14 protein-coding genes are annotated in these 20,478 nt (G+C 54.5%); 7 read left to right on the forward strand and 7 right to left on the reverse strand.

Features of this window, described 5'->3' with window-relative positions; genetic code table 11:
- Positions 1 to 24: 24 nt before the first annotated feature.
- Together rapZ and npr are read left to right on the forward strand one after the other, a co-directional pair.
- Positions 25 to 879: an RNase adapter RapZ gene (gene rapZ / locus IBT54_RS08350; RefSeq protein WP_010251920.1), complete on the forward strand. Its 855-nt coding sequence runs from the start codon at positions 25 to 27 to the stop codon at positions 877 to 879.
- Positions 876 to 1,148 (forward strand): PTS phosphocarrier protein NPr, encoded by a 273-nt coding sequence (gene npr / locus IBT54_RS08355; RefSeq protein WP_010251923.1) that lies wholly within the window; start codon positions 876 to 878, stop codon positions 1,146 to 1,148. The genes rapZ and npr overlap by 4 nt, the downstream gene beginning before the upstream one ends.
- A gap of 3 nt (positions 1,149 to 1,151) precedes the next feature.
- Here npr and mtgA read toward each other — a convergent pair whose 3' ends face one another.
- Together mtgA and arcB are read right to left on the reverse strand one after the other, a co-directional pair.
- A complete protein-coding gene (gene mtgA / locus IBT54_RS08360; RefSeq protein WP_013359875.1) occupies positions 1,152 to 1,871 on the reverse strand; it encodes a monofunctional biosynthetic peptidoglycan transglycosylase in 720 nt (239 codons plus the stop codon).
- An 869-nt stretch (positions 1,872 to 2,740) separates the two neighbouring features.
- Complete coding sequence (gene arcB / locus IBT54_RS08365; RefSeq protein ID WP_201251994.1) at positions 2,741 to 5,092, reverse strand: aerobic respiration two-component sensor histidine kinase ArcB; 2,352 nt, start codon at positions 5,090 to 5,092, stop codon at positions 2,741 to 2,743.
- Positions 5,093 to 5,982: 890 nt separating this feature from the next.
- Here arcB and IBT54_RS08370 point away from each other — a divergent pair.
- Both IBT54_RS08370 and IBT54_RS08375 read left to right on the forward strand, forming a co-directional pair.
- Positions 5,983 to 11,514 (forward strand): glutamate synthase-related protein, encoded by a 5,532-nt coding sequence (locus tag IBT54_RS08370; RefSeq protein WP_201251995.1) that lies wholly within the window; start codon positions 5,983 to 5,985, stop codon positions 11,512 to 11,514.
- Between the two features lie 185 nt (positions 11,515 to 11,699).
- Entirely contained in the window at positions 11,700 to 13,457 is a 1,758-nt protein-coding gene (locus tag IBT54_RS08375; RefSeq protein WP_013359872.1) for a sulfite reductase subunit alpha, read from the forward strand.
- A gap of 110 nt (positions 13,458 to 13,567) precedes the next feature.
- On the opposite strand, the gene sspB is transcribed toward IBT54_RS08375, so the two are convergent.
- The 5 genes from sspB to zapE all read right to left on the reverse strand — a co-directional run bounded on the left by sspB (position 13,568) and on the right by zapE (position 17,221).
- Positions 13,568 to 14,053 (reverse strand): ClpXP protease specificity-enhancing factor, encoded by a 486-nt coding sequence (gene sspB, locus IBT54_RS08380; protein ID WP_013359871.1) that lies wholly within the window; start codon positions 14,051 to 14,053, stop codon positions 13,568 to 13,570.
- A 3-nt stretch (positions 14,054 to 14,056) separates the two neighbouring features.
- Positions 14,057 to 14,698 carry a stringent starvation protein SspA gene (sspA, locus tag IBT54_RS08385; RefSeq protein WP_003851135.1) on the reverse strand — a complete coding sequence of 214 codons (642 nt, stop codon included), beginning with the start codon at positions 14,696 to 14,698 and terminating at the stop codon, positions 14,057 to 14,059.
- Positions 14,699 to 15,028: 330 nt separating this feature from the next.
- Entirely contained in the window at positions 15,029 to 15,421 is a 393-nt protein-coding gene (rpsI, locus tag IBT54_RS08390) for a 30S ribosomal protein S9 (protein ID WP_008925401.1), read from the reverse strand.
- A gap of 15 nt (positions 15,422 to 15,436) precedes the next feature.
- Entirely contained in the window at positions 15,437 to 15,865 is a 429-nt protein-coding gene (gene rplM / locus IBT54_RS08395; RefSeq protein WP_008925400.1) for a 50S ribosomal protein L13, read from the reverse strand.
- A 228-nt stretch (positions 15,866 to 16,093) separates the two neighbouring features.
- Complete coding sequence (gene zapE / locus IBT54_RS08400) at positions 16,094 to 17,221, reverse strand: cell division protein ZapE (protein ID WP_095706327.1); 1,128 nt, start codon at positions 17,219 to 17,221, stop codon at positions 16,094 to 16,096.
- Positions 17,222 to 17,400: 179 nt separating this feature from the next.
- Between zapE and zapG the strand changes: the two genes are divergently transcribed.
- The 3 genes from zapG (at position 17,401) to degS (ending at position 20,437) form a co-directional block, all read left to right on the forward strand.
- A complete protein-coding gene (gene zapG / locus IBT54_RS08405) occupies positions 17,401 to 17,802 on the forward strand; it encodes a Z-ring associated protein ZapG (protein ID WP_003848291.1) in 402 nt (133 codons plus the stop codon).
- 110 nt (positions 17,803 to 17,912) lie between these two features.
- On the forward strand, positions 17,913 to 19,286 hold the full coding sequence (gene degQ / locus IBT54_RS08410) for a serine endoprotease DegQ (protein ID WP_010251960.1): 1,374 nt from the start codon (positions 17,913 to 17,915) through the stop codon (positions 19,284 to 19,286).
- Positions 19,287 to 19,375: 89 nt separating this feature from the next.
- A complete protein-coding gene (gene degS, locus IBT54_RS08415) occupies positions 19,376 to 20,437 on the forward strand; it encodes an outer membrane-stress sensor serine endopeptidase DegS (protein WP_033781618.1) in 1,062 nt (353 codons plus the stop codon).
- The last annotated feature ends 41 nt before the right edge of the window (positions 20,438 to 20,478 follow it).

Below are 20,478 nucleotides of genomic sequence, written 5' to 3' on the forward strand. Positions count from 1 at the left end.
GGTTTTAAAACGGGAGAGAAGGTCATGGTGCTGATGATCGTTAGCGGTCGTTCAGGCTCGGGGAAGTCAGTGGCGCTCCGTGCGCTGGAAGATATGGGATTCTACTGCGTTGATAACCTGCCGGTCGTGCTGCTGCCTGAATTGGCCAATTCGCTGGCGGAACGCAATATTTCGGCGGCGGTCAGCATCGACGTGCGTAACATGCCTGAATCCCCGGAAATTTTTGAAACCGCGCTGAATAATCTGCCTGACACATTTTCACCTCAGCTGCTGTTTCTCGACGCCGATCGCAATACCCTGATTCGCCGTTACAGCGATACGCGCCGTCTGCATCCCCTCTCCAGCAAAAATCTGTCGCTGGAGAGCGCTATCGATGAAGAGAGCGATCTGCTGGAGCCGCTGCGTTCGCGTGCCGATTTGATCATCGACACCTCAGAGATGTCGGTACATGAGCTGGCCGAGATGCTGCGTACCCGTCTGCTGGGCAAGCGTGAACGCGAACTGACCATGGTGTTTGAATCCTTTGGCTTCAAACATGGCATCCCGATTGACGCTGATTATGTCTTTGACGTGCGCTTTCTGCCTAATCCCCACTGGGATCCTAAGCTGCGCCCGATGACCGGCCTTGATCGTCCGGTGGCGGCCTTCCTTGACCGCCACACTGAAGTGCACAACTTTATCTACCAGACACGCAGCTATCTTGAACTCTGGCTGCCGATGCTGGAGACCAACAACCGTAGCTATCTTACCGTGGCGATTGGCTGTACTGGTGGCAAACACCGCTCAGTTTATATTGCAGAACAGCTGGCGGATTACTTCCGTTCGCGCGGTAAGAATGTACAGTCACGCCATCGCACGCTGGAAAAGCGCAAATCATGACCGTCAGACAAACTGTAGAAATCAAAAATAAGCTGGGCATGCATGCCCGTCCGGCAATGAAGTTGTTTGAGCTGGTGCAGAGCTTCGATGCCGAAGTGTTGCTGCGCAACGAAGCGGGCACAGAAGCCGAAGCCAGCAGCGTAATTGCGCTGCTGATGCTCGACTCGGCTAAAGGCGGACACATAGAGATTGAAGCCAGCGGTCCGGAGGAGATCCCGGCGCTGGCAGCGGTCATTGAGCTGTTTGAAGCAGGCTTTGATGAAGACTAAGTCTTAGTCGAGCTTATTACGCTGCAGGAAGCCTTCCCCGCCAAGCTGGCGCATCTGACGCATTATCCACTGCTGTCGCTCTCTGACGTAGCCTGAAGGCGCAGCCGCACGATAACGGATAGGATTAGGCAGAACGGCCGCCAGTAAGGCGGCATCGGCAGCGGTAAGCCGGCTGGCTGGCTTGTGGAAGTAGCGCTGTGAAGCTGCTTCAACGCCAAAGATACCCGGTCCAAACTCTGCAATATTAAGATAGACGGTCAGAATACGTCGTTTCGTCCAGACTGTCTCAATACCTACTGTCAGCCCCGCTTCCAGACCTTTGCGCACCCAGCTGCGGCCATCCCACAGAAACAGATTCTTTGCTGTCTGTTGTGACAGCGTAGAGGCACCACGCATCCGGCTATCGCTGTTATCCAGTACAGATTCAATCGCCGCGACATCGAAACCCCAGTGGTCCGGAAACTTTTGATCTTCTGAGGCGATAACGGCCAGCCCCATCCACGGCGAAATCTCATCATGTCCGACCCAGTCAGAATGGGCGACATAGCTAAAGTCACCGCGTAACCAGGCACCGATCTGTCGTTCAGCCATCACCGCTGAAAACGGTACCGGCAGGAACGAAAAGAGCAAAATTCCCGCCAGCCATACGCCCAGCCATACCAGCATGACACGACCAATAATACGTCTGATACGCTGTCCGACGCTTCCTTTATGCTTGTTCATGCAATCTTCCCATACCTGTTTCAGACGTTAATTAATCACTCATGTAATCACTGCCAGAAAAGCAGCTTTTTCACAAAAATCGCTGAAAACCTTGCGGCGGTTTCCAGACTTTATTCAATCATTTTGCATCAAAATGCTGCAACAGTTCGAAATAGTTCAAGGACTTCCGGTAAAAAGGAATCGGTTCCATTCATTGCCACGGCTTAGCATCTTTCCAGATAAACACTTAATAATGGGTGATAAGCGCCGGTTTAAATCATTCGATATTCTTAACTGTTATTTTTTTATGAATGATGAGCCGCCCAAAGCTTAAACAGAATCACGCTGATAACGTATAAATAAACAGCGCTTAACAGCGTTACTCAGAGTTGTTGTGGCCCTTTTTACTCTCATTAAGCGCAATGATGTCAGTGCAAGTGCAGGACAAAGTTTTAGATTCTTTTTTATCATTCCAAATCGTTTTGGATAATTCGTGTCATTTCAGGGTGGTCACTTGCAATATCAGCGCGTTAGCCTCTCTGAAGAGGCAGAGGTTAATGCCAGCTTAATTTACAGCTGCTCAGCCTTTGCTTTGCAGCTGAGCAGCGTCAAAACTATACCAAAAACCACAAATTTGATTAAAATAACAGCAATGCAGCAGAGAAAATGATTCCTTACTTGACTGTGTTGCCAAATTAATGTTTTCTGTATTTAAACGCTGCTCAATATCACAAATTTTAATGAATCTTGTCGCATGAGAAGATGAATTTGCTAAGGTGATGTCAGTGTTAACCAATACCCTGCGGCTGCATTAATTATTCAAATCATAGCGGCCGCAATATTTTCCCTGGTGTTGGCGCAGTATTCGCGCACCCCGGCCTCGGCTGGGGTCATTTTTTTCCGGGATATGACTTATCCTGCTCTGCCACCCAGTCGCGCAATACCTGCACATCATGTCGCCACTCATGCTTCAGCTCGTCAATCCATTCAACAACGTTGTCCCACCACGCCGGTAATTCAGGACTCTGGATCTGTTTCGCCAGCATCTGCAAGCGCTGCAGCCCGACCGAACCTGCCGCCCCTTTGATCTTGTGCCCCTCTTCAGCAATGCCTTTTTGATCGCGCGCCATCAGATTCGATTCCAGCACCGCAAGATAGTCCGGCATCATCTTTTCAAACATCGTCAGGCTTTGGGTAATCAGGCCCGGGCCAACCAGCTCGATATACTGTTCGAGCATCGCGACATCCAGCAGCATCCGGGTTTTGTCATCGCTGACCTCTGCGGTTTCCTCTTCCGAATCTGCCTGATAATCCCAGTACTTTTTGATCATCGCGGTCAGCGCCGGCACTGCCAGCGGTTTGCTCAGAACATCATCCATGCCCGCGTCGAAATACTCTTTTTTGTCTTTAAGGACGTTGGCGGTCAGTGCCACCAGCGGTGGCAGATGCGTTCCCTGATACTGCTGGCGAATCGCACGCGAGACATCCAGCCCGGTCATATCGGGCAGCTGAATATCCAGCAGCACCAGATCAAACTCCAGCGGGTCGAACAGCGCCAGCGCTTCGCTGCCGGTCATGGCGACCTCGACGCTGCAGCCCAGCTTCTCAAGCACCGAGCGCGCCACAATCACATTCAGCTCAATATCTTCAACCAGCAGGACATGCAGCGCAGGCAGTGGCAGGCTGTCGTCCAGGCCTTCATCCTCCACCTCTTCAGCAATGCGCGGCGCCTTAATCTCTACGGTGAAGCATGAGCCCTGTCCTGGTGCGCTATGTACATGGATGTCACCGCCCATCGCCTGCGCCAGACGACGTGAAACCGCCAGCCCGATACCGGTGCCAGTCGCCGGTTTACCGCCATGCTGATCTTTGACCTGATAGTACATCGCAAAGATCTTATCCTGCTCCTCCTGCCGAATACCCATACCGGAGTCCTGCACCTCAAAGCGCAGCGTTTCGTCCTGCTCATAGGCTACCCGCACCACGATTTCGCCCTGCTGAGTGAACTTCACGGCGTTACCAATCAGGTTCCACAGAATCTGACGCAGACGCGTTCCGTCCGTCGAAATCATATGCGGCAGCGGCAGTTGTGGCGCAAGCACAAACTTCAGCCCTTTTGGCTGAGCCAGCAGGCCGGAAAGATTTTCTAAATCGGCGAGGAAACCGGTGAAGTCGAGCGGCTGATTGTCCAGCTGCACTTTGCGGCGCTCGATTTTGTCCACCTCAATCACATCATTGAAGATGTTGCCCAACGTGATGGCAGAGACGTGAATGGTTTTCAGGTATTTCAGCTGTTCCTGATTAAGGTCGGTATCCAGCAGAATACGACTCAGGCCGACAATGCCATTAAGCGGCGTACGAAGCTCGTGGCTGATCGTAGAGATAAAGGTGGTCTTCTCCCGGCTGGCGTTCTCTAACGCGTCCTGATAGCGCTTACGCTCCGTTATATCGCGGCCAAAGCCCATCAGCCCGCTGCGCTTACCGACGCGGTCGTAATAAGGCACTTTACGGATCTCGAAACAGGCTTTGCGCCCGTCGGGATATTGCAGCCACTGTTCATAAGTCAGCGAGACGTTATGACGGAACACCTTCTCGTCCGTTTCCAGCACCTTCGTTGCCGCTTCATCATCATAGATATCGCGTGGCGTCAGGCCAATCAGCTGTTTCTCGCTTTTGCCGGTCAGCAGTTCCATCGCCCGATTACAGCCGGAGAACTGCTTATCAATGTTGCGATAGAAAACCAGGTCAGGCGAAGCATCCAGGAATGAGCGCAGGAAGGAGGATTGCTGCTCCAGCTCAATCTGTGCCTGCTCGCGACGGGTCACCTCTTCACGCAGCTTGTCCATCACCTGCTCGCGAGCCATCTCCGCCTTTTTACGGTCACTGATCTCCTGATTCAGCTGCGTGATGGTCTCTTTCATCTGCTGGTTCAGTTCCAGGTCGCGGGTGCGCATCTCTTCCAGCTTATCCACCAGCCGTGCCAGCCGTTGCCGCGATTCCTCCAGCTGATCGACCACCACCGACAGAAAATAGACCGCCCAGGGCGTAATCAGCAGCCCGAAGAAAACCGAACGCACCACGTCAATGCTCTCGACATGACCTCGCAGTACCATCGTAACCGCCATCTGGACGATCATCGCCAGCACCACCAGCGCAGATGCCAGCAGCAGCGAGAACCTCACCAGTCCAAGCTTGACCATTAAATCAACGTAGTACTGCGCCAACAGACGAATTTGTTTCATAACAACTCCCTGAAAGAGAAACAGCCTCATAATAGCGCAGTTAGCCTGCTGACGTCCCGGCACGTCGCGTGGAGATACGGGATCAAATGCGCTTTTATGGTGCATTCGCATAGCCGATCGGCGACGTTAAGGACAAAGCGGTTAAAACCCTTGACTGATTGTGCCAAATGAATAATCTGTAATGCCGCCAGCGAATCCGTGATTTCTTCGTATGGCCTGTTTTCAATATCCTGGCAACGTCCTGTTGCGCAGGCACACCCTGTTTACATGCATACCCATTCAACTTAAATGATATTTTAAGCAAGACAGTGTTGATTAATTTTTCTTATAACCAACCGCTGTTTCATTCAAATAGACGGACATAAGAAAAACAGATACATGCTATGCATCAACGGTTCTGAACAGCATTTAATGCTGTCTAACACCCCGTCACCAGCATGGTGCAGAGATCTGACGCCTGCACTACAGTGAGTCAGTTCACATTTATGGGCCGATCGGCAGGCAGCAGAGTGATACATTTTAAACCTTAAAATGCAATAAATTCAATATCTTATGCAGATAAAACCCCTGTTAACCCTGTCTGACCGCCCTATTTGACCTGATTACGCTTTCCCGATAAGTTGGAAATCCGCTGAAAGCTTTCCAGACGGGCCATTGTCTCGGCATATCTATGCAACAAGAAGACTCCCGCGCGGTTTAAGTCATCTCCTTTAAGAGACCGGAAATCAGAGAGCAGCTCAATTAAGGACGTTTTATCGATGTCTGGAGAGAAATGCTCAGGGCTATGACGCGCGCTCGACAGAGCATGGCGATGAAAATGATGTTGCGCCCCGTTGCGCTCAGACCCTGAAACAGTGCAGGTAATGTCAAAGCAGTTAAGGAGACCCTCAATGTCCACTAAAAAACCTCAATCCTATGGCTTGTATGATCCGACAGCAGGCAGTGACAGCTGTGGTGTAGGTTTCATTACGCGCAAGGACGGCGAGCAGACCCACGAAATTCTGCAGATGGCGCACAGCGCCCTGTGCACGGTGCCTCACCGCGGCGGTATGTCAGCGGAAGGCGTCGGCGACGGCGCCGGGGTCAACGTTGACCTTTCCCTGCATTTCTTCCGCAAGATTACCGGCCAGCCGCTGGAAGCGGGCCGCTTTGGCGTCGGCAACTTCTTTGTGCCGAAAGATGCTGCGCTGCGCGCGAATGCCGAACGTCTGGTAGATGAGACACTCAACAGCTTTGGCCTGCCGGTGATCATGAAGCGTGACATGCCGCTCGACAGCAGCGTGACGCGTCCGGCCGCCGTACAGTTTCAGTTACCGATCCTGCAGTGGATTTTCACTGCGCCACAGGACGTGGTTGACCAGAACGACTTCGAGCAACGCATCTACCGCGCCCTGTTAACGATTGAAGCCCGCGCCTTTACCGAGAGCGAATTTGGCGGCCTCTATCCGCTGTCGCTGTCGTCGCGCACCCAGGTGTTTAAAGCCCGCCTGAATTCCAATGAAGTGATCCCCTACTTCAAAGATCTGACCGATCCCGATCATCAGGTGCGCGGGCTGTTTTTCCATACCCGCTTCTCCACTAACACCGATCCGCATACCACGATGGCCCAGCCGTTCCGCCTGATGGCGCACAACGGTGAGCTGAATACGGACCGTAAAAACCGCATCGCTGAGTCCGCGCTGGCACTGGCCCGTGGCAAGAAAATCGTGCGGCCCAAAGGTCAGTCTGACAGCTCGCGTCTGGACCAGAGTATCCACAGCCGTCTGATGGAAGATAACCTCGATCTCATCACCGCCGTGGTTTCAATGATGCCACCCGCCTGGGAAAACGACAGTTCACTGCCGCCAGAAGTGCGTGACATGCTGGAATATTTCTCACTGTATGAAGAGAAGAACGACGGCCCGGCAGCATTAATCTTTGGCAATGGTGAAGTGATTGGCGCCCGTCTTGACCGTCTTGGCCTGCGTCCACTGCGCTCAGTCGAAACGGCTGAGTATATCGGTGCGATGTCAGAAGCCGGTCAGATCGCCTTCCCACCCGAAAGCGTCTTGCGTCGTGGCCGTATCGAAGCGGGCGGCATGCTCTATTTCGATCACCGTGAAAAACGCAGCTACACCACGCTGCAGGCGCTGGAAAAACTGGCTGCGGAAAAAGATTATTCAGCGCTGCTGCGTGATGCGCGCGTCGGTCTTGACGATCTGCCTGAGATCCCGGCAGAACAGCAGGGTTCACCGCTGCGTTATCGCGGCGATCTGAAAACCTATCAGCGCTTTGTGGCTTACTACTACAACCAGGAAAGCTTCAAGTTCATGATGGACCCGATGCTGAACACCGGCGCAGAGAAAATCTCCGCGATGGGTTACGGCAACGCCATTAACGGCTTATCCGATCATGAAGGCGGCATGGCGCACTACTTCTCTCAGCGCTTTGCTCAGGTCACCAACCCGCCGCTGGACTCAATCCGCGAAGTGGATGGTATGACGCTGCGTGTCGCGCTGGGTGCGAAACCGCATCTGGGCCGCAGCAAAGGTCGTCAGATTGTGGTGCCGACCCCAATCCTCAGCCACCTTGATATGCTGCGTTTGCGCGAGCAGACCATCGCACCTTATGCCCGCTTTGAGATGCTCTATGAGCCGGTAATCGGCAAAGATCTGCTGAGCACCACCGCGAACGCAAACGCGCTGGAAAAAGCGATTGATGACCTGGCGCAACAGGTCGTGGATTTTGCCCGTTCGCAGGGTGGCATCGCCGTGCTTACTGACCGTCACATCTCGTCAACGCACGCCGCAATCCCGATGCTGCTGGTGGTTTCTGCCATTAACCAGCGCCTGGTGCAGGAAGGCCTGCGTCTGGATGTTTCTCTGGTCGTAGAAAGCGGCCAGAGCATATCTTCGCACCACATTGCTGCCACCCTCGGCTTCGGGGCTTCCGCTATCTATCCGCTGGGCGTACAGATGCGTGCAGAGGAAAAATTTGGTGAAGGTGAAGAAGGCAACAAAGCCTTTAAGCGCTATGCCAAAGCCGCTGAAAAAGCGCTGATGAAAACCATGGGCAAAGTGGGCCTTTGTACCGTTGAAAGTTACAGCAGCGGCGAATTCTTTGAGCCTAACTTCCTCAACACTGACGATCCGGTGCTGAAAAAGTATTTCCCGAATATCAAAACCCCGGTGGGTGGCGCGGGCTTCGCAGCCATCGCAGCGATGGCCGTTGACTGGCACCAGAGCGCGCTCAGGATTCAGGGCGAATCTGAAGTGCCGTTGCTGGGCCTGTTTAAAGAGCGTGCAGAAGGTGCAGGTCACTCCTACGGCACTATCGCCGTGCGCACCTTCATCGACATGACCGAAGAGCCGATTCGCTTTGCCGACAAGGCGCGCGAAGAGGACAACTTCATTCGTCTGATGACGCTGGCAAAACTGGATAACGCGTTTGGTATCAAGCCAGAGACCTTCAAAGACAGCAGCTTTGAGCGCATCCCGGATGACGTGATCAACAACTTTGCGATTACGGCCGATTACCGTCAGTTCTCAAGTTTGATGTATGAAGAGCGTAAACGTCGCCCGGCGGCGCTGCGTGACATTCTGACATTCCCGGCTGATCTGACCCACATTGACAGCGAAGCGGAGTTCCGTCGCAAGCTGGGACGCTACTCGCTGACCAACAACGGCTTTGCTATTCGTGGCATGGAGTGTGAAGCGGTGGATGGCAGCCTGAATCACTTTGTGCTGCGTCTGACCGATGCGATTGAGGGGCTGAAGCCTGAGAGTGAACGTCTGCAAAACCTCTCCCGCGCCCTGAAATCCCGTTTCGGCGATGATATCGAGAGCAGCGACGTGGTCACTGGCGCTTTGAAAGTGACCGCATACGGTAAAGCGGCAGATTATCTGTCACGTATCTTCACCACCCTGCCCTCACTGCCGCTGAGCGAAGTACAGCCAGCCTGTGAAATTACCCGTACCTTTGCTTCCGGGGCAATGAGCCACGGTGCACTGGTCGCGCCGGCTCATGAAGCGGTCGCACACGGCACCAACATGGTCGGCGGCATGAGCAACTGCGGTGAAGGCGGCGAGCATTACTCCCGTCACGGCACCATCCGTGCCTCGCGTATCAAACAGCTGGCTTCGGGTCGGTTCGGTGTCTGGGCTGCCTATCTGGCGGATCCGATGCTGGAAGAGCTGGAGATCAAAATTGGTCAGGGTGCGAAGCCTGGCGAAGGCGGTCAGTTACCGGCGGCCAAAGTGACCGTAGAGATTGCTGCGGCCCGTGGCGGTACGCCTGGCGTCGAGCTGGTCTCGCCGCCGCCGCATCATGACACCTATTCCATCGAAGATCTGGCGCAGCTGATCCACGATTGTAAAGCCGCGCGCGTGCGCGTCATTGTCAAACTGGTGTCGTCAGAAGGGATCGGCACCATCGCAGTTGGCGTGGCTAAAGCCGGTGCCGACGTGATTAACGTTGCAGGTAACACCGGCGGTACCGGCGCGGCGTCGGTGACCAGCCTGAAATATACCGGACGCGTGGCCGAAATCGGCATCGCTGAAGTCCACCAGGCGCTGTGTGCCAACGGCCTGCGTGAGAAAGTGCTGCTGCGCTGCTCTGGCGCACAGCAGACCGGCAGCGACGTGGTGAAATCTGCCTTGCTGGGCGGTGACAGCTTTGAGTTCGGTACCACCGCGCTGATGATGCTGAAATGCGTGATGGCGAAGAACTGCAACGTGAAGTGCCCGGCTGGCTTAACCACTAACGCCGAGGCCTTTGATGGCGATCCGCGTCAGCTGGCGCAGTATTTCCTCAACGTCGCGCATGAAGTACGTGAAATTCTGGCACGTATGGGCCTGCGTTCCCTGCGTGAGGCGCGTGGTCGCTCTGACCTGCTGCACCTGATGGATCATCCGCTGGAAGTCGGCAAACTCGACTTACGCGCCATGCTCACCGTGGTGCCAGAGCTGAAAATCGACAAGGCGGTTTACCTGGAAAAAGATTTTGAGCTGGATGATGGCTGGATTGAGCAGGTTAAGCAGTCACTGGTGGAGCAGGGAAATCCTGACGTCTCACTGGGCAACAGCATCGTCCTGAACAACCGCAACAAAAGCGTTGGCGGCCAGCTGGCCATCGACATTGAGCGCATGCTGAACCATCAGCTCAGCGCAGAGCAGTTGCAGGCGATGCCTGCGGTAATGACCGACGATCGCGGTCGCCGCTATCTGGCCCCTGAAAGCGTAAAAATTTCTACCACCGGATCTGCCGGTCAGTCATTTGGCGCCTTCTGCAACGATGGCATGCAGCTGTCCCATTACGGCACCTGTAACGACGGTGTCGGCAAAGGACAGTGTGGTGGTGAGCTGATTGTAATGTCGCCTGGCGGCGGCGCGCAGGATGGCGATGGCAACGTGCTGATCGGTAACTTTGCCCTGTTTGGCGCGACTGGCGGACGACTGTTCGTGCAGGGCCAGGCTGGCGACCGCTTCGCAGTACGTAACTCCGGCGCAACGGCTGTGGTTGAAGGCGTGGGTGACTTCTGCTGCGAATATATGACTAACGGTGCCATTCTCAACCTCGGCACCTTTGGTAAAGGATTTGGCAACGGCATGAGCGGCGGCTTTGCTTACCAGTACGACCCGTATGGATCGCTGGCCAGCCACGCTGCAGGTGATTCAGTACGCTTCGGATCGATTGCGGATCAGGATGAGATGGCGCAGGTGCACAAGCAGGCCGTGCTGACCATGCTGAACTGGCACCTGGAGGCGACCCAGTCACCGCGTGCCGCGTGGCTGCTGGAGAACTGGGAAACAGAGTGCCACCACTTTGTTTACGTGATGCCGCGCTCACTGCTGCTCTATCAGGATGGCGGCGAGATCCTGAAAGCCAAGAGCCGCAAAGATTTGCTTGAAGAGCTGTCGACAGCGCTGGCAGGCCATCAGGTGGCGAAATTCAAAGCCGCGTGGCGTCAGGGTAAAACCATTGCCAACGGTGCCGTTCCGGCCTATGGCGCGACCGATACGCAGGAGATGTTTGTCCTGCTGAACAACTACACCGTGCTGAGCTTTGCCCAGCAGCTGGCACTGGCGAAGTTGCCGAAAGGCACGCCGGTTGAAGATGCGGCGGTGGAAAAAGCGGTCCGCAATCTGCTGATGACGGAAGACTTTTCACTGGTCAGCAAGCTGCAACGTCATGCCCGTTCTGCCATCGAGAGTTACAGCGATGATGAACTGGCCAGTCTGATTGGTACTAAACGCATGTCAGATTACAAAGCGGCACTGACGCAACGTAACATCCGCTCCATGGACAGTCTGGCGACCTACGGCTGGATCATGTATCAGGATGCCTGTAACCGGGAAGTGCTGGGCCACCTGCCTGACTTTGAAGAGCTGTTTGCACGTGCGGCATTGCCGGAAATTGCCGCTGCGGTGGGTAAACTCTCCTGACAGTGATACTGATCAGGCTGAACTGAATATTATTAATTGATCATTGCCCGGATTAATCGTTGTACCGGACAGAGGCAGAACCGCTTTCCCCTGCTGCACACACTGCGGCGCGGGGAAGCGGAACCGCTTTCAGACCGGGGAACGCCACTGATATCGGGCGAGAACGGGATTGAGTAAAAGTACCCATGAAAATTCCTTATATTCCAGAAGATGCACCTTTTAATGGCGATCAGAAGTACTGGCTGGCTGGCTTTCTCGCGGGCCTTCACTCCCGTTTGCTGGTTTTAGAAGACAAGCAGCAACCTGCTGCAGGTACGGGCGCAGCCGCGACCACGCAACTGCATATTCTGTACGGCTCACAGACCGGCAATGCCGAAGCGCTGGCGCAGACCGCTGCGAAATCTGCCCGAGCGAAAGGGCTGGTGCCAGTGGTTCAGGCGCTGGGCGATGTCGATCTCGACGTGTTTGCCACCATGCGCCATGTACTGATTGTCACCTCGACCTATGGTGAAGGTGAGATGCCGGACAATGCCCAGCTGTTCTGGGATGCGATCTCTGCCAGTACCGCACCGCGTCTGGAGCAGATGCATTTCGCCGTGCTGGCGATTGGCGATACGGGTTACGATGGCTTCTGTCAGGCGGGCAAATTCATCGATATGCGCCTTGAGCAGTTGGGTGCAAAACGCGTGGTAGATCGCATTGACTGCGATATCGACTATGAAGAGCCGTCCAGCGAGTGGCTGAACAGCTCAATGCCACAGTTTGCCGCCAGCGCAGGCAGCAGCGGCACCGTGCTGGAGAGCGCGCCTGAAGCGCCGGTCATTCCAGGCAGCAACAAATCGAATCCGTATGCCGCCGCGCTGATCACGAATAAGCGCCTGTCAGGCGAGCAGTCAGCCAAAGATATTCGTCACTTCGAATTCGACCTGTCTGACAGCGGCCTGAAGTATGAAGCGGGCGATGCGCTGGGCGTGATTCCGGTCAACGAACCTTCACTGGTCAGCCTGCTGCTGACCCAGCTTAATGCTGACTACCAGACGCCAGTACCTGGCTTCGACCGCAGCCTCGGCGACCTGCTGACCTATCAGTTTGAGATCTCAGAGCCTTCACGCAAGTTAATCGAGTGGGTTGGACAGAACACCACCAATCAGGAACTGCGTCATGTCTTACAGCATGATGATAAAGATGCGCTGGGCGTCTGGTTGTGGGGCAAAGATACCCTTGACCTGCTGCAGCTCGAACTGACGCGCACGCTGACAGTGCCGGAGTTTGTTGCCCTGTTGCGCCCGCTGCAGCATCGTGCTTACTCAATTTCATCCAGCTCTAAAGCCCATCCGAATCAGGTGCACCTGACCGTTGCCTCTGTGCGTTATCACAGTGGCGGCCGTAATCGCGGTGGCGTCTGCTCGACCTATCTGGCCGAACGCGTGCGTCGTGGTGAGAAGCCCGCCATCTTTATCTCACCCAATAAAGCGTTCCGCGTCCCTGCCAATAACAGCGCACCACTGATCATGGTGGGACCGGGCACCGGTATCGCACCGTTCCGCGCCTTCCTGCAGGAACGCCAGGCAACCGGCGCGCAGGGCAAAAACTGGCTGTTCTTCGGCGATCAGCATCAGGAACATGACTTTATCTATCAGGATGAGCTGCTGGCCTGGCGGGATAACGGCCTGCTGACCCGTCTGGATCTGGCCTTCTCACGCGATCAGGAGAAGAAGATCTACGTGCAGAGCCGGATGCTGGAACAGGGCGCTGAGCTTTACGCCTGGCTGCAGGAAGGGGCGTACTTCTACGTCTGTGGCGATGCTTCGCGTATGGCGAAAGATGTGGATAATGCGCTGTATGAAGTGGTTCGTCAGTTTGGTGGTCTCTCCACCGAGCGCGCTGCCGACTATGTCGATCAGCTGAAGAAAGAGAAACGCTACCTGCGCGACGTCTACTAATCGCGAAGGTCTGCTGAAAAATCCGGCTTGCGCAGGCAGCCGGATTTTTTTATGGCTGACAGGCAAAAAAATACCCGCCGGATGGGCGGGTATTCGCTGTTATGTCACGGCTATTTCACGACGCGCAGTGAAGGCCGACCGCCACGTGGCGGTGGATCGTCATCAGGCGGTGTCTCGTCATCGCTGGCATCGTCAGGACGATCACCATCAATCACTGACATCATGGTCTCTTCCTGACCTTCTGACGCCTCCTGCATACCCAGCTCGTAAGCCGGTTCCGGTTCAAACATCGTGCCGGCACCGTTTTCACGTGCATAGATCGCCAGAATCGCCGCCATCGGCACGTTAACCTGGCGAGGAACGCCACCAAAGCGGGCGTTGAACGACACCTGATCATTGGCCAGGTCGAGGTTACCCACAGCGCGTGGCGCAATGTTCAGGACAATCTGACCATCACGCGCATACTCCAGCGGCACCTGCACACCCGGCAGATTAATGTCGACCACCAGATGCGGCGTCAGCTGGTTGTCGAGCAACCAGTCATAGAAGGCGCGCAGCAGATAGGGACGACGTGCAGTAAGTTGCGACATTTCCATACGTTAAGCCCGGGCTTGCAGGCGCATTTCACGTTCAGCTTCAGTTAATGAAGCAAGGAAAGAATCACGCTCAAATACGCGGTTCATGTAACCTTTCAGCTCTTTTGAACCCGAGCCGATCAGATCGATGCCCATGGAAGGCAGACGCCATAATAGCGGCGCCAGGTAGCAATCGACCAGACTGAACTCTTCGCTCATGAAGTAAGGCGTACGACCAAACAGTGGCGCGATAGCCAGCAGCTCTTCACGCAGTTGCTTGCGTGCGGCTTCGGCTTCCTGACCCGTGCTGTTCTCGACTTTCCGCATCAGGCTGTACCAGTCCTGCTCGATGCGATGCATCATCAGGCGGCTGTCACCACGGGCAACCGGATAAACCGGCATCAGTGGCGGATGCGGGAAGCGTTCATCCAGATATTCCATGATGATGCGTGATTCATACAGCGTCAGCTCACGATCTACCAGCGTTGGTACCGTGCGATACGGATTGAGGTCAATCAGATCCTGCGGCAGGTTATCCATTTCGACCTGCTCGATCTCTACGCTGACACCCTTCTCCGCCAGGACGATACGAACCTGATGGCTGAAAATGTCAGTAGGACCAGAAAACAGCGTCATTACCGAACGTTTGTTGGCAGCGACAGCCATGAAAACCTCCAAGTTTGTTCACAAAAAGATACTGCGAATAGCCAACCACACGGCGATTCACCAGCTTATCGAACTCGCACGCAACCTGGTTAGCCGCGTCACAGATACTGACGCCCCGACAGAGGGAAGGCGCATAACGCACCGGCCTGCGGGCGCAAAGTGACACAGAGTTTACCAGATTTTAGGCTGCTTGTGGGCGTGTAATGAATCTTTGCAGGTAAATTGAGCGCGATGTTACGGTTTTCGCGGGAAGTCGTGGGAAGGCAGAAAATAAAAAACCCGCCGAAGCGGGTTTTTTGAGCCAATTGCCGCAGCCGGAGCTGCAAACAATTAACGCTTGGAGAACTGAGGACGACGACGTGCTTTACGCAGGCCGACTTTCTTACGTTCAACCTGACGCGCATCACGAGTAACGAAGCCTGCTTTACGCAGTTCGCCACGCAGTGATTCGTCGTATTCCATCAGAGCGCGGGTGATACCGTGACGGATCGCACCAGCCTGACCAGAAATACCGCCACCTTTAACAGTGACATAGAGATCGAATTTACCAACCAGGTCCAGCAGCTCAAGCGGCTGACGAACTACCATGCGGGCAGTTTCGCGACCGAAGTACTGTTCCAGAGAACGTTGGTTAATTACGATGTTACCGCTACCCGGCTTAATGAATACGCGAGCGGTAGAGCTTTTGCGGCGACCAGTGCCGTAGTTTTGAGTTTCAGCCATTGCCTTTAATCCCGATTAAATGTCAAGAACTTGCGGTTGCTGTGCCGCATGGGTGTGCTCGTTGCCTGCGTAAACTTTCAGTTTACGGTACATAGCACGACCCAGCGGGCCCTTCGGCAGCATGCCTTTAACCGCGATCTCAATCACACGCTCAGGACGGCGAGCAATCATCTCTTCAAAGGTCGCCTGTTTGATACCACCGATGTGGCCGGTGTGGTGATAGTAGATCTTGTCAGTACGCTTGTTGCCGGTTACAGCAACTTTTTCTGCGTTCAGAACGATGATGTAATCACCCGTATCAACGTGCGGAGTGTATTCCGCTTTATGCTTACCACGCAGACGGCGCGCCAGTTCAGTCGCCAGGCGACCCAAAGTTTTGCCCGTTGCGTCAACTACAAACCAGTCACGTTGGACGGTTTCTGGTTTAGCTGTAAAAGTTTTCATCGAAAAGCTTACCCAAATTAAGTTACACGTTGGTGAAATCCCAAACGCTTAAGTAAACGAATGAGGCTCACACGACCATTTTGACCAGCAAGCCACCCCTTCGGATAAGAGTTACTGGAACACAGAGGATTTGGGAAAAAAATCCTTTGCTGTAACGTGGGGTCGCAAGATTATAGAGAAGTCGGTTACAAAAATCGAACCCTATTTCGGTATTTATCCTGTTTATTCTCACGGCAGGTGCGGCAAACGCAGATACTCTTCGCTCTGCATCTCCTGGAGTCGGGATAAACAGCGCTGGTATTCAAACTTCAGTCGCGTGCCCTGATAAATCTCGGTCAGTGACGTTTCCGCCGCGACCACCAGCTTCACATGACGTTCATAGAACTCATCGACCAGCGCCAGGAAACGGCGCGCCTGATCTTCGGTTTTGTAGATCATCACCGGCACGTCATAGAGCAGCACGCTGTGAAAACGGCGCGAAAGCGCAATGTAGTCATGCTGACTGCGTCCCTCACCGCAGAGGGTCGTGAAATTAATGGCCAGCACGCCTTCGCTCACACCCAGCGTCGGCATCTGGCGATGATTAATTTCCAGAACCGGTGCCGCTTCAGGCTGGCTGCCTGACAATGCTTTGAACATCCGGCCCATCTCGGCATGTGTCTCTGCGTTGAGCGGGAAGTTCCACAGATGCGCGGAGGTCAGCGTGCGTAACCGGTAGTCGATACCCGCATCCACGTTCATCACATCACAGTGCCGTTTTATCTGCTCAATCGCAGGCAGGAAGCGCGCACGCTGCAGACCATTGCGATAGAGATCGTCCGGCGGAATGTTCGAGGTGGCGACCAGCGCGATGCCACGTTCAAACAGCGCTTCCATCAGCGTGCCCAGCAGCATGGCATCGGTGATATCGGAAACAAAAAACTCATCAAAACAGAGGATGTCGGTTTCGGCTTTGAATTTGTCCGCCACGATCAGTAACGGATCGCTCTGGCCCTGAAGCTGCGTAAGTTCTTCGTGTACCCGCAGCATAAAACGGTGGAAGTGCAGACGCAGTTTGCGATCGCCAGGAATAGACTGAAAAAAGAGATCCATGACCCAGGTCTTACCGCGACCGACACCGCCCCACATATAGAGCCCGCGTACCGGTTGTGCCGTCTCGTTTTTCTCTTTGCCCATCAATTTAGAGAGGCGTCCCAGCAGGCCGGATGAGGAAGGCGCGGCGGCTTGTTGCCGGGCAACCAGCGCCTGCTGCAGCGCGTCTAAACGGGTAATCGCTTCACGTTGTACGTCATCGGGCCTGAATTCGCCCTGCGACAGCGCCTGCTCATAGCGTGCAAGCGGAGTTGAGGTTTGCATTATTGTTTCAAAGTCCCTGAATGGTGTCTGATTGATACCACGGTTGCTGAAAAAAAGGCCGTTCTACACTAAGCCATGCTGCTCCGGAGTTCCACATCCATAAGATTAACGGGTATAGTGACTATTATTGAATATGGTGTAACGCCCTACGGAACAATGGAAATAACACGGGAGTCATTATGACCTGGGAATACGGGCTAATTGGTTTAGTGGTAGGTATTATTGTCGGCGCAGTCGCCATGCGTTTTGGCAACAAAAAGCTGCGTGAGCAGCGCAGCATGCAGTATGAGCTGGAAAAATCGAAAGCGGAGCTGGCTGATTATCGTGAAGAGCTGACCAACCACTTCGCGCAGAGCGCGGAGCTGCTGGACAACATGGCGCGTGACTATCGTCAGCTCTATCAGCATATGGCAAAAGGCTCGAATGACCTGCTGCCAAATCTGCCTGGCCAGAAAAATCCGTTTGCCTATCAGCTGACTGAAGCTGAAGCGGACAACGATCAGGTGCCGGTGCAGATGCCGCGCGACTACTCTGAAGGCGCATCCGGTTTACTGCGTGGCGAGCGCCCTGCCCGCGACTAATCTTTTTGGGGCGCAGCCTGTCTGCGCCCGCTGTTTTTGCGAACCCTGACCGCAAACGACTGTCACACTCATTAATTCCTCCCACCTTTTGCAGCGAGAGCGTTGTAGCAATGAAAAAACAAGCACGCCTGTTTAGCGCATTAGCCCTGAGTATTGGGATGAGCCTTGCCGCCGCGCCAGACGCGATGGCAACTCTGCCAGCACAAATTGCGGGCCAGCCGCTGCCAAGTCTGGCACCGATGCTGGAAAAAGTGTTACCTGCCGTGGTCAGTGTTCACGTGGAAGGCACCGATTCCGGTGCGCAGGCTCAGGATATTCCTGAACCCCTGAAGCGTTTTTTCGGCCAGATGCCTGGCGGAAACAGTCAGCCACAGCCATTTGAAGGCTTAGGTTCTGGCGTCATTATTGATGCCGCTAAAGGCTACGTGCTGACCAACAATCACGTGGTCAACGGTGCGGATAAGATCAACGTACAGCTTGGCGACGGCAGTGAATATGAAGCCAAACTGATCGGCCATGATGAGCAGACCGATATCGCGCTGATTCAGATTCAGGGCGCAAAAAACCTCACGCAGGTGAAAGTCGCAGACTCCGATCAGCTGAAAGTGGGTGATTTCGCAGTGGCGATCGGTAACCCGTTTGGCCTGGGACAGACCGCCACCTCCGGGATTATCTCGGCGCTGGGCCGCAGCGGCCTGAACCTGGAAGGGCTGGAAAACTTTATTCAGACCGATGCTGCCATTAACCGCGGCAACTCAGGCGGTGCGCTGGTCAACCTTAACGGTGAGCTGATCGGTATCAACACCGCGATTCTGGCCTCCAGCGGCGGCAACATTGGCATCGGATTTGCGATTCCGAGCGATATGGCGATGAACCTCGCGCAACAGCTGATCAAATTTGGTGAAGTGAAGCGCGGTCAGCTCGGCATCAAAGGCACTGAAATGACGGCCGATATGGCTAAAGCGTTCAATGTCGATGCGCAGCGCGGCGCCTTCGTCTCAGAAGTCTTACCGCAGTCTGCAGCACAGAAAGCGGGCGTGAAGTCAGGCGATATCATTACGTCGATTAACGATAAGCCGATTACCAGCTTCGCAGAGCTGCGCGTCAAAGTGGGCACCACGCCGCCAGGCGAACAGGTTAAACTTGGCCTGCTGCGCGAAGGTAAGCCGCTAACCGTTACCGTCACGCTGGAACAGAGCGCCCAGAGTACCGCCAGCGCTCAGCTGATGTCACCTGCACTTCAGGGCGCAACCCTGAGTGATGGACAGACCAAAACCGGTGACAAAGGCGTGAAGGTCGATACCATCGAAAAAGGCACGCCGGCTGAACAGGTTGGCCTGCAGAAAGATGATGTGATTATCGGCGTTAACCGCAATCGCGTTCAGACCATTGCAGAAATGCGTAAAATTCTGGAAGGAAAACCGCCGGTACTGGCACTGAATGTGGTACGCGGCGATGAAAGTATCTATCTGTTGTTGAGATAAACCTCGCATTACGGCGGACACAAGCGCGTGTGTGTCCGCCGCTCTCATGTTATTCTCCCCTGCGATCTCCCCTGGCGTGATTTAACACCATGTTTCTTAAACTTTTGCGTGCCGTGGTGCTGGGCCTGATTGTGGCGGGTATTTTGCTCGCAGCACTGCCTGCACTGCGTATGGGCAGCGACGCCCTCTATAACCACGAAAATATTACCGACGAAACGCCCTTTAGCTTCAATCAGGGGGTGCGCCGCGCCGTGCCTGCCGTTGTGAACGTTTACAACCGCAGCGCTCATGGCAACAACAATCGTGGCATCACTACCCTGGGTTCAGGGGTGATCATGAATACGAAAGGCTACATCCTTACCAACAAGCATGTGATCAACAATGCCGATCAGATTATCGTGGCATTGCAGGATGGCCGCTTCTTTGAAGCGACGCTGGTGGGTTCCGATGGCATGACCGATCTGGCCGTACTGAAGATTACCGCTTCTGGCCTGCCTGTTATCCCGATTAATCCCAACCGGCAGCCGCATATCGGCGATGTGGTAATGGCAATCGGTAACCCCTACAACCTCGGTCAGACGGTAACGCAGGGCATTATCAGCGCCACAGGCCGCGTAGGTCTGAGTTCGTCAGGCCGACAGAACTTCCTGCAGACCGATGCCTCAATCAACCAGGGTAACTCCGGCGGTGCGCTGATTAACTCGCTTGGCGAACTGATGGGCATTAACACCCTGACGTTTGATAAGAGTAATGATGGTGAAACCCCGGAAGGCATCGGCTTCGCCATTCCAACTGTCTTAGCCTCAAAAATCATGGATAAGCTGATTCGTGATGGCCGGGTCATCCGCGGCTATATCGGCATTACCGGGCGTGAGTTGCCGCCGCTGCACGGACAGGGCAGCAATCTGGATCGGGTTCAGGGGATTATTGTCAGTGTGGTCACGCCAGATGGGCCAGCGGATAAAGCCGGGATTCAGGCCAATGATGTATTGCTCAGCGTCAACGGCAAGCCAGCCATCTCCGCGCAGGAGACCATGGATCAGGTGGCCGAAATTCGTCCGGGTTCAGTAATTGATGTACAGGTGCTGCGAAACGACCAGAAGCTGACGCTGCCGGTGACGATTCAGGAGTTTCCGGATAGCAGCAGCTGATTGCCTGGGCCTTAAACTAACAGCAATGCCTTAGCCTGACG

This window comes from Pantoea sp. S62, from assembly GCF_016658625.1.
In the GTDB taxonomy this organism is placed as follows: domain Bacteria; phylum Pseudomonadota; class Gammaproteobacteria; order Enterobacterales; family Enterobacteriaceae; genus Pantoea; species Pantoea vagans.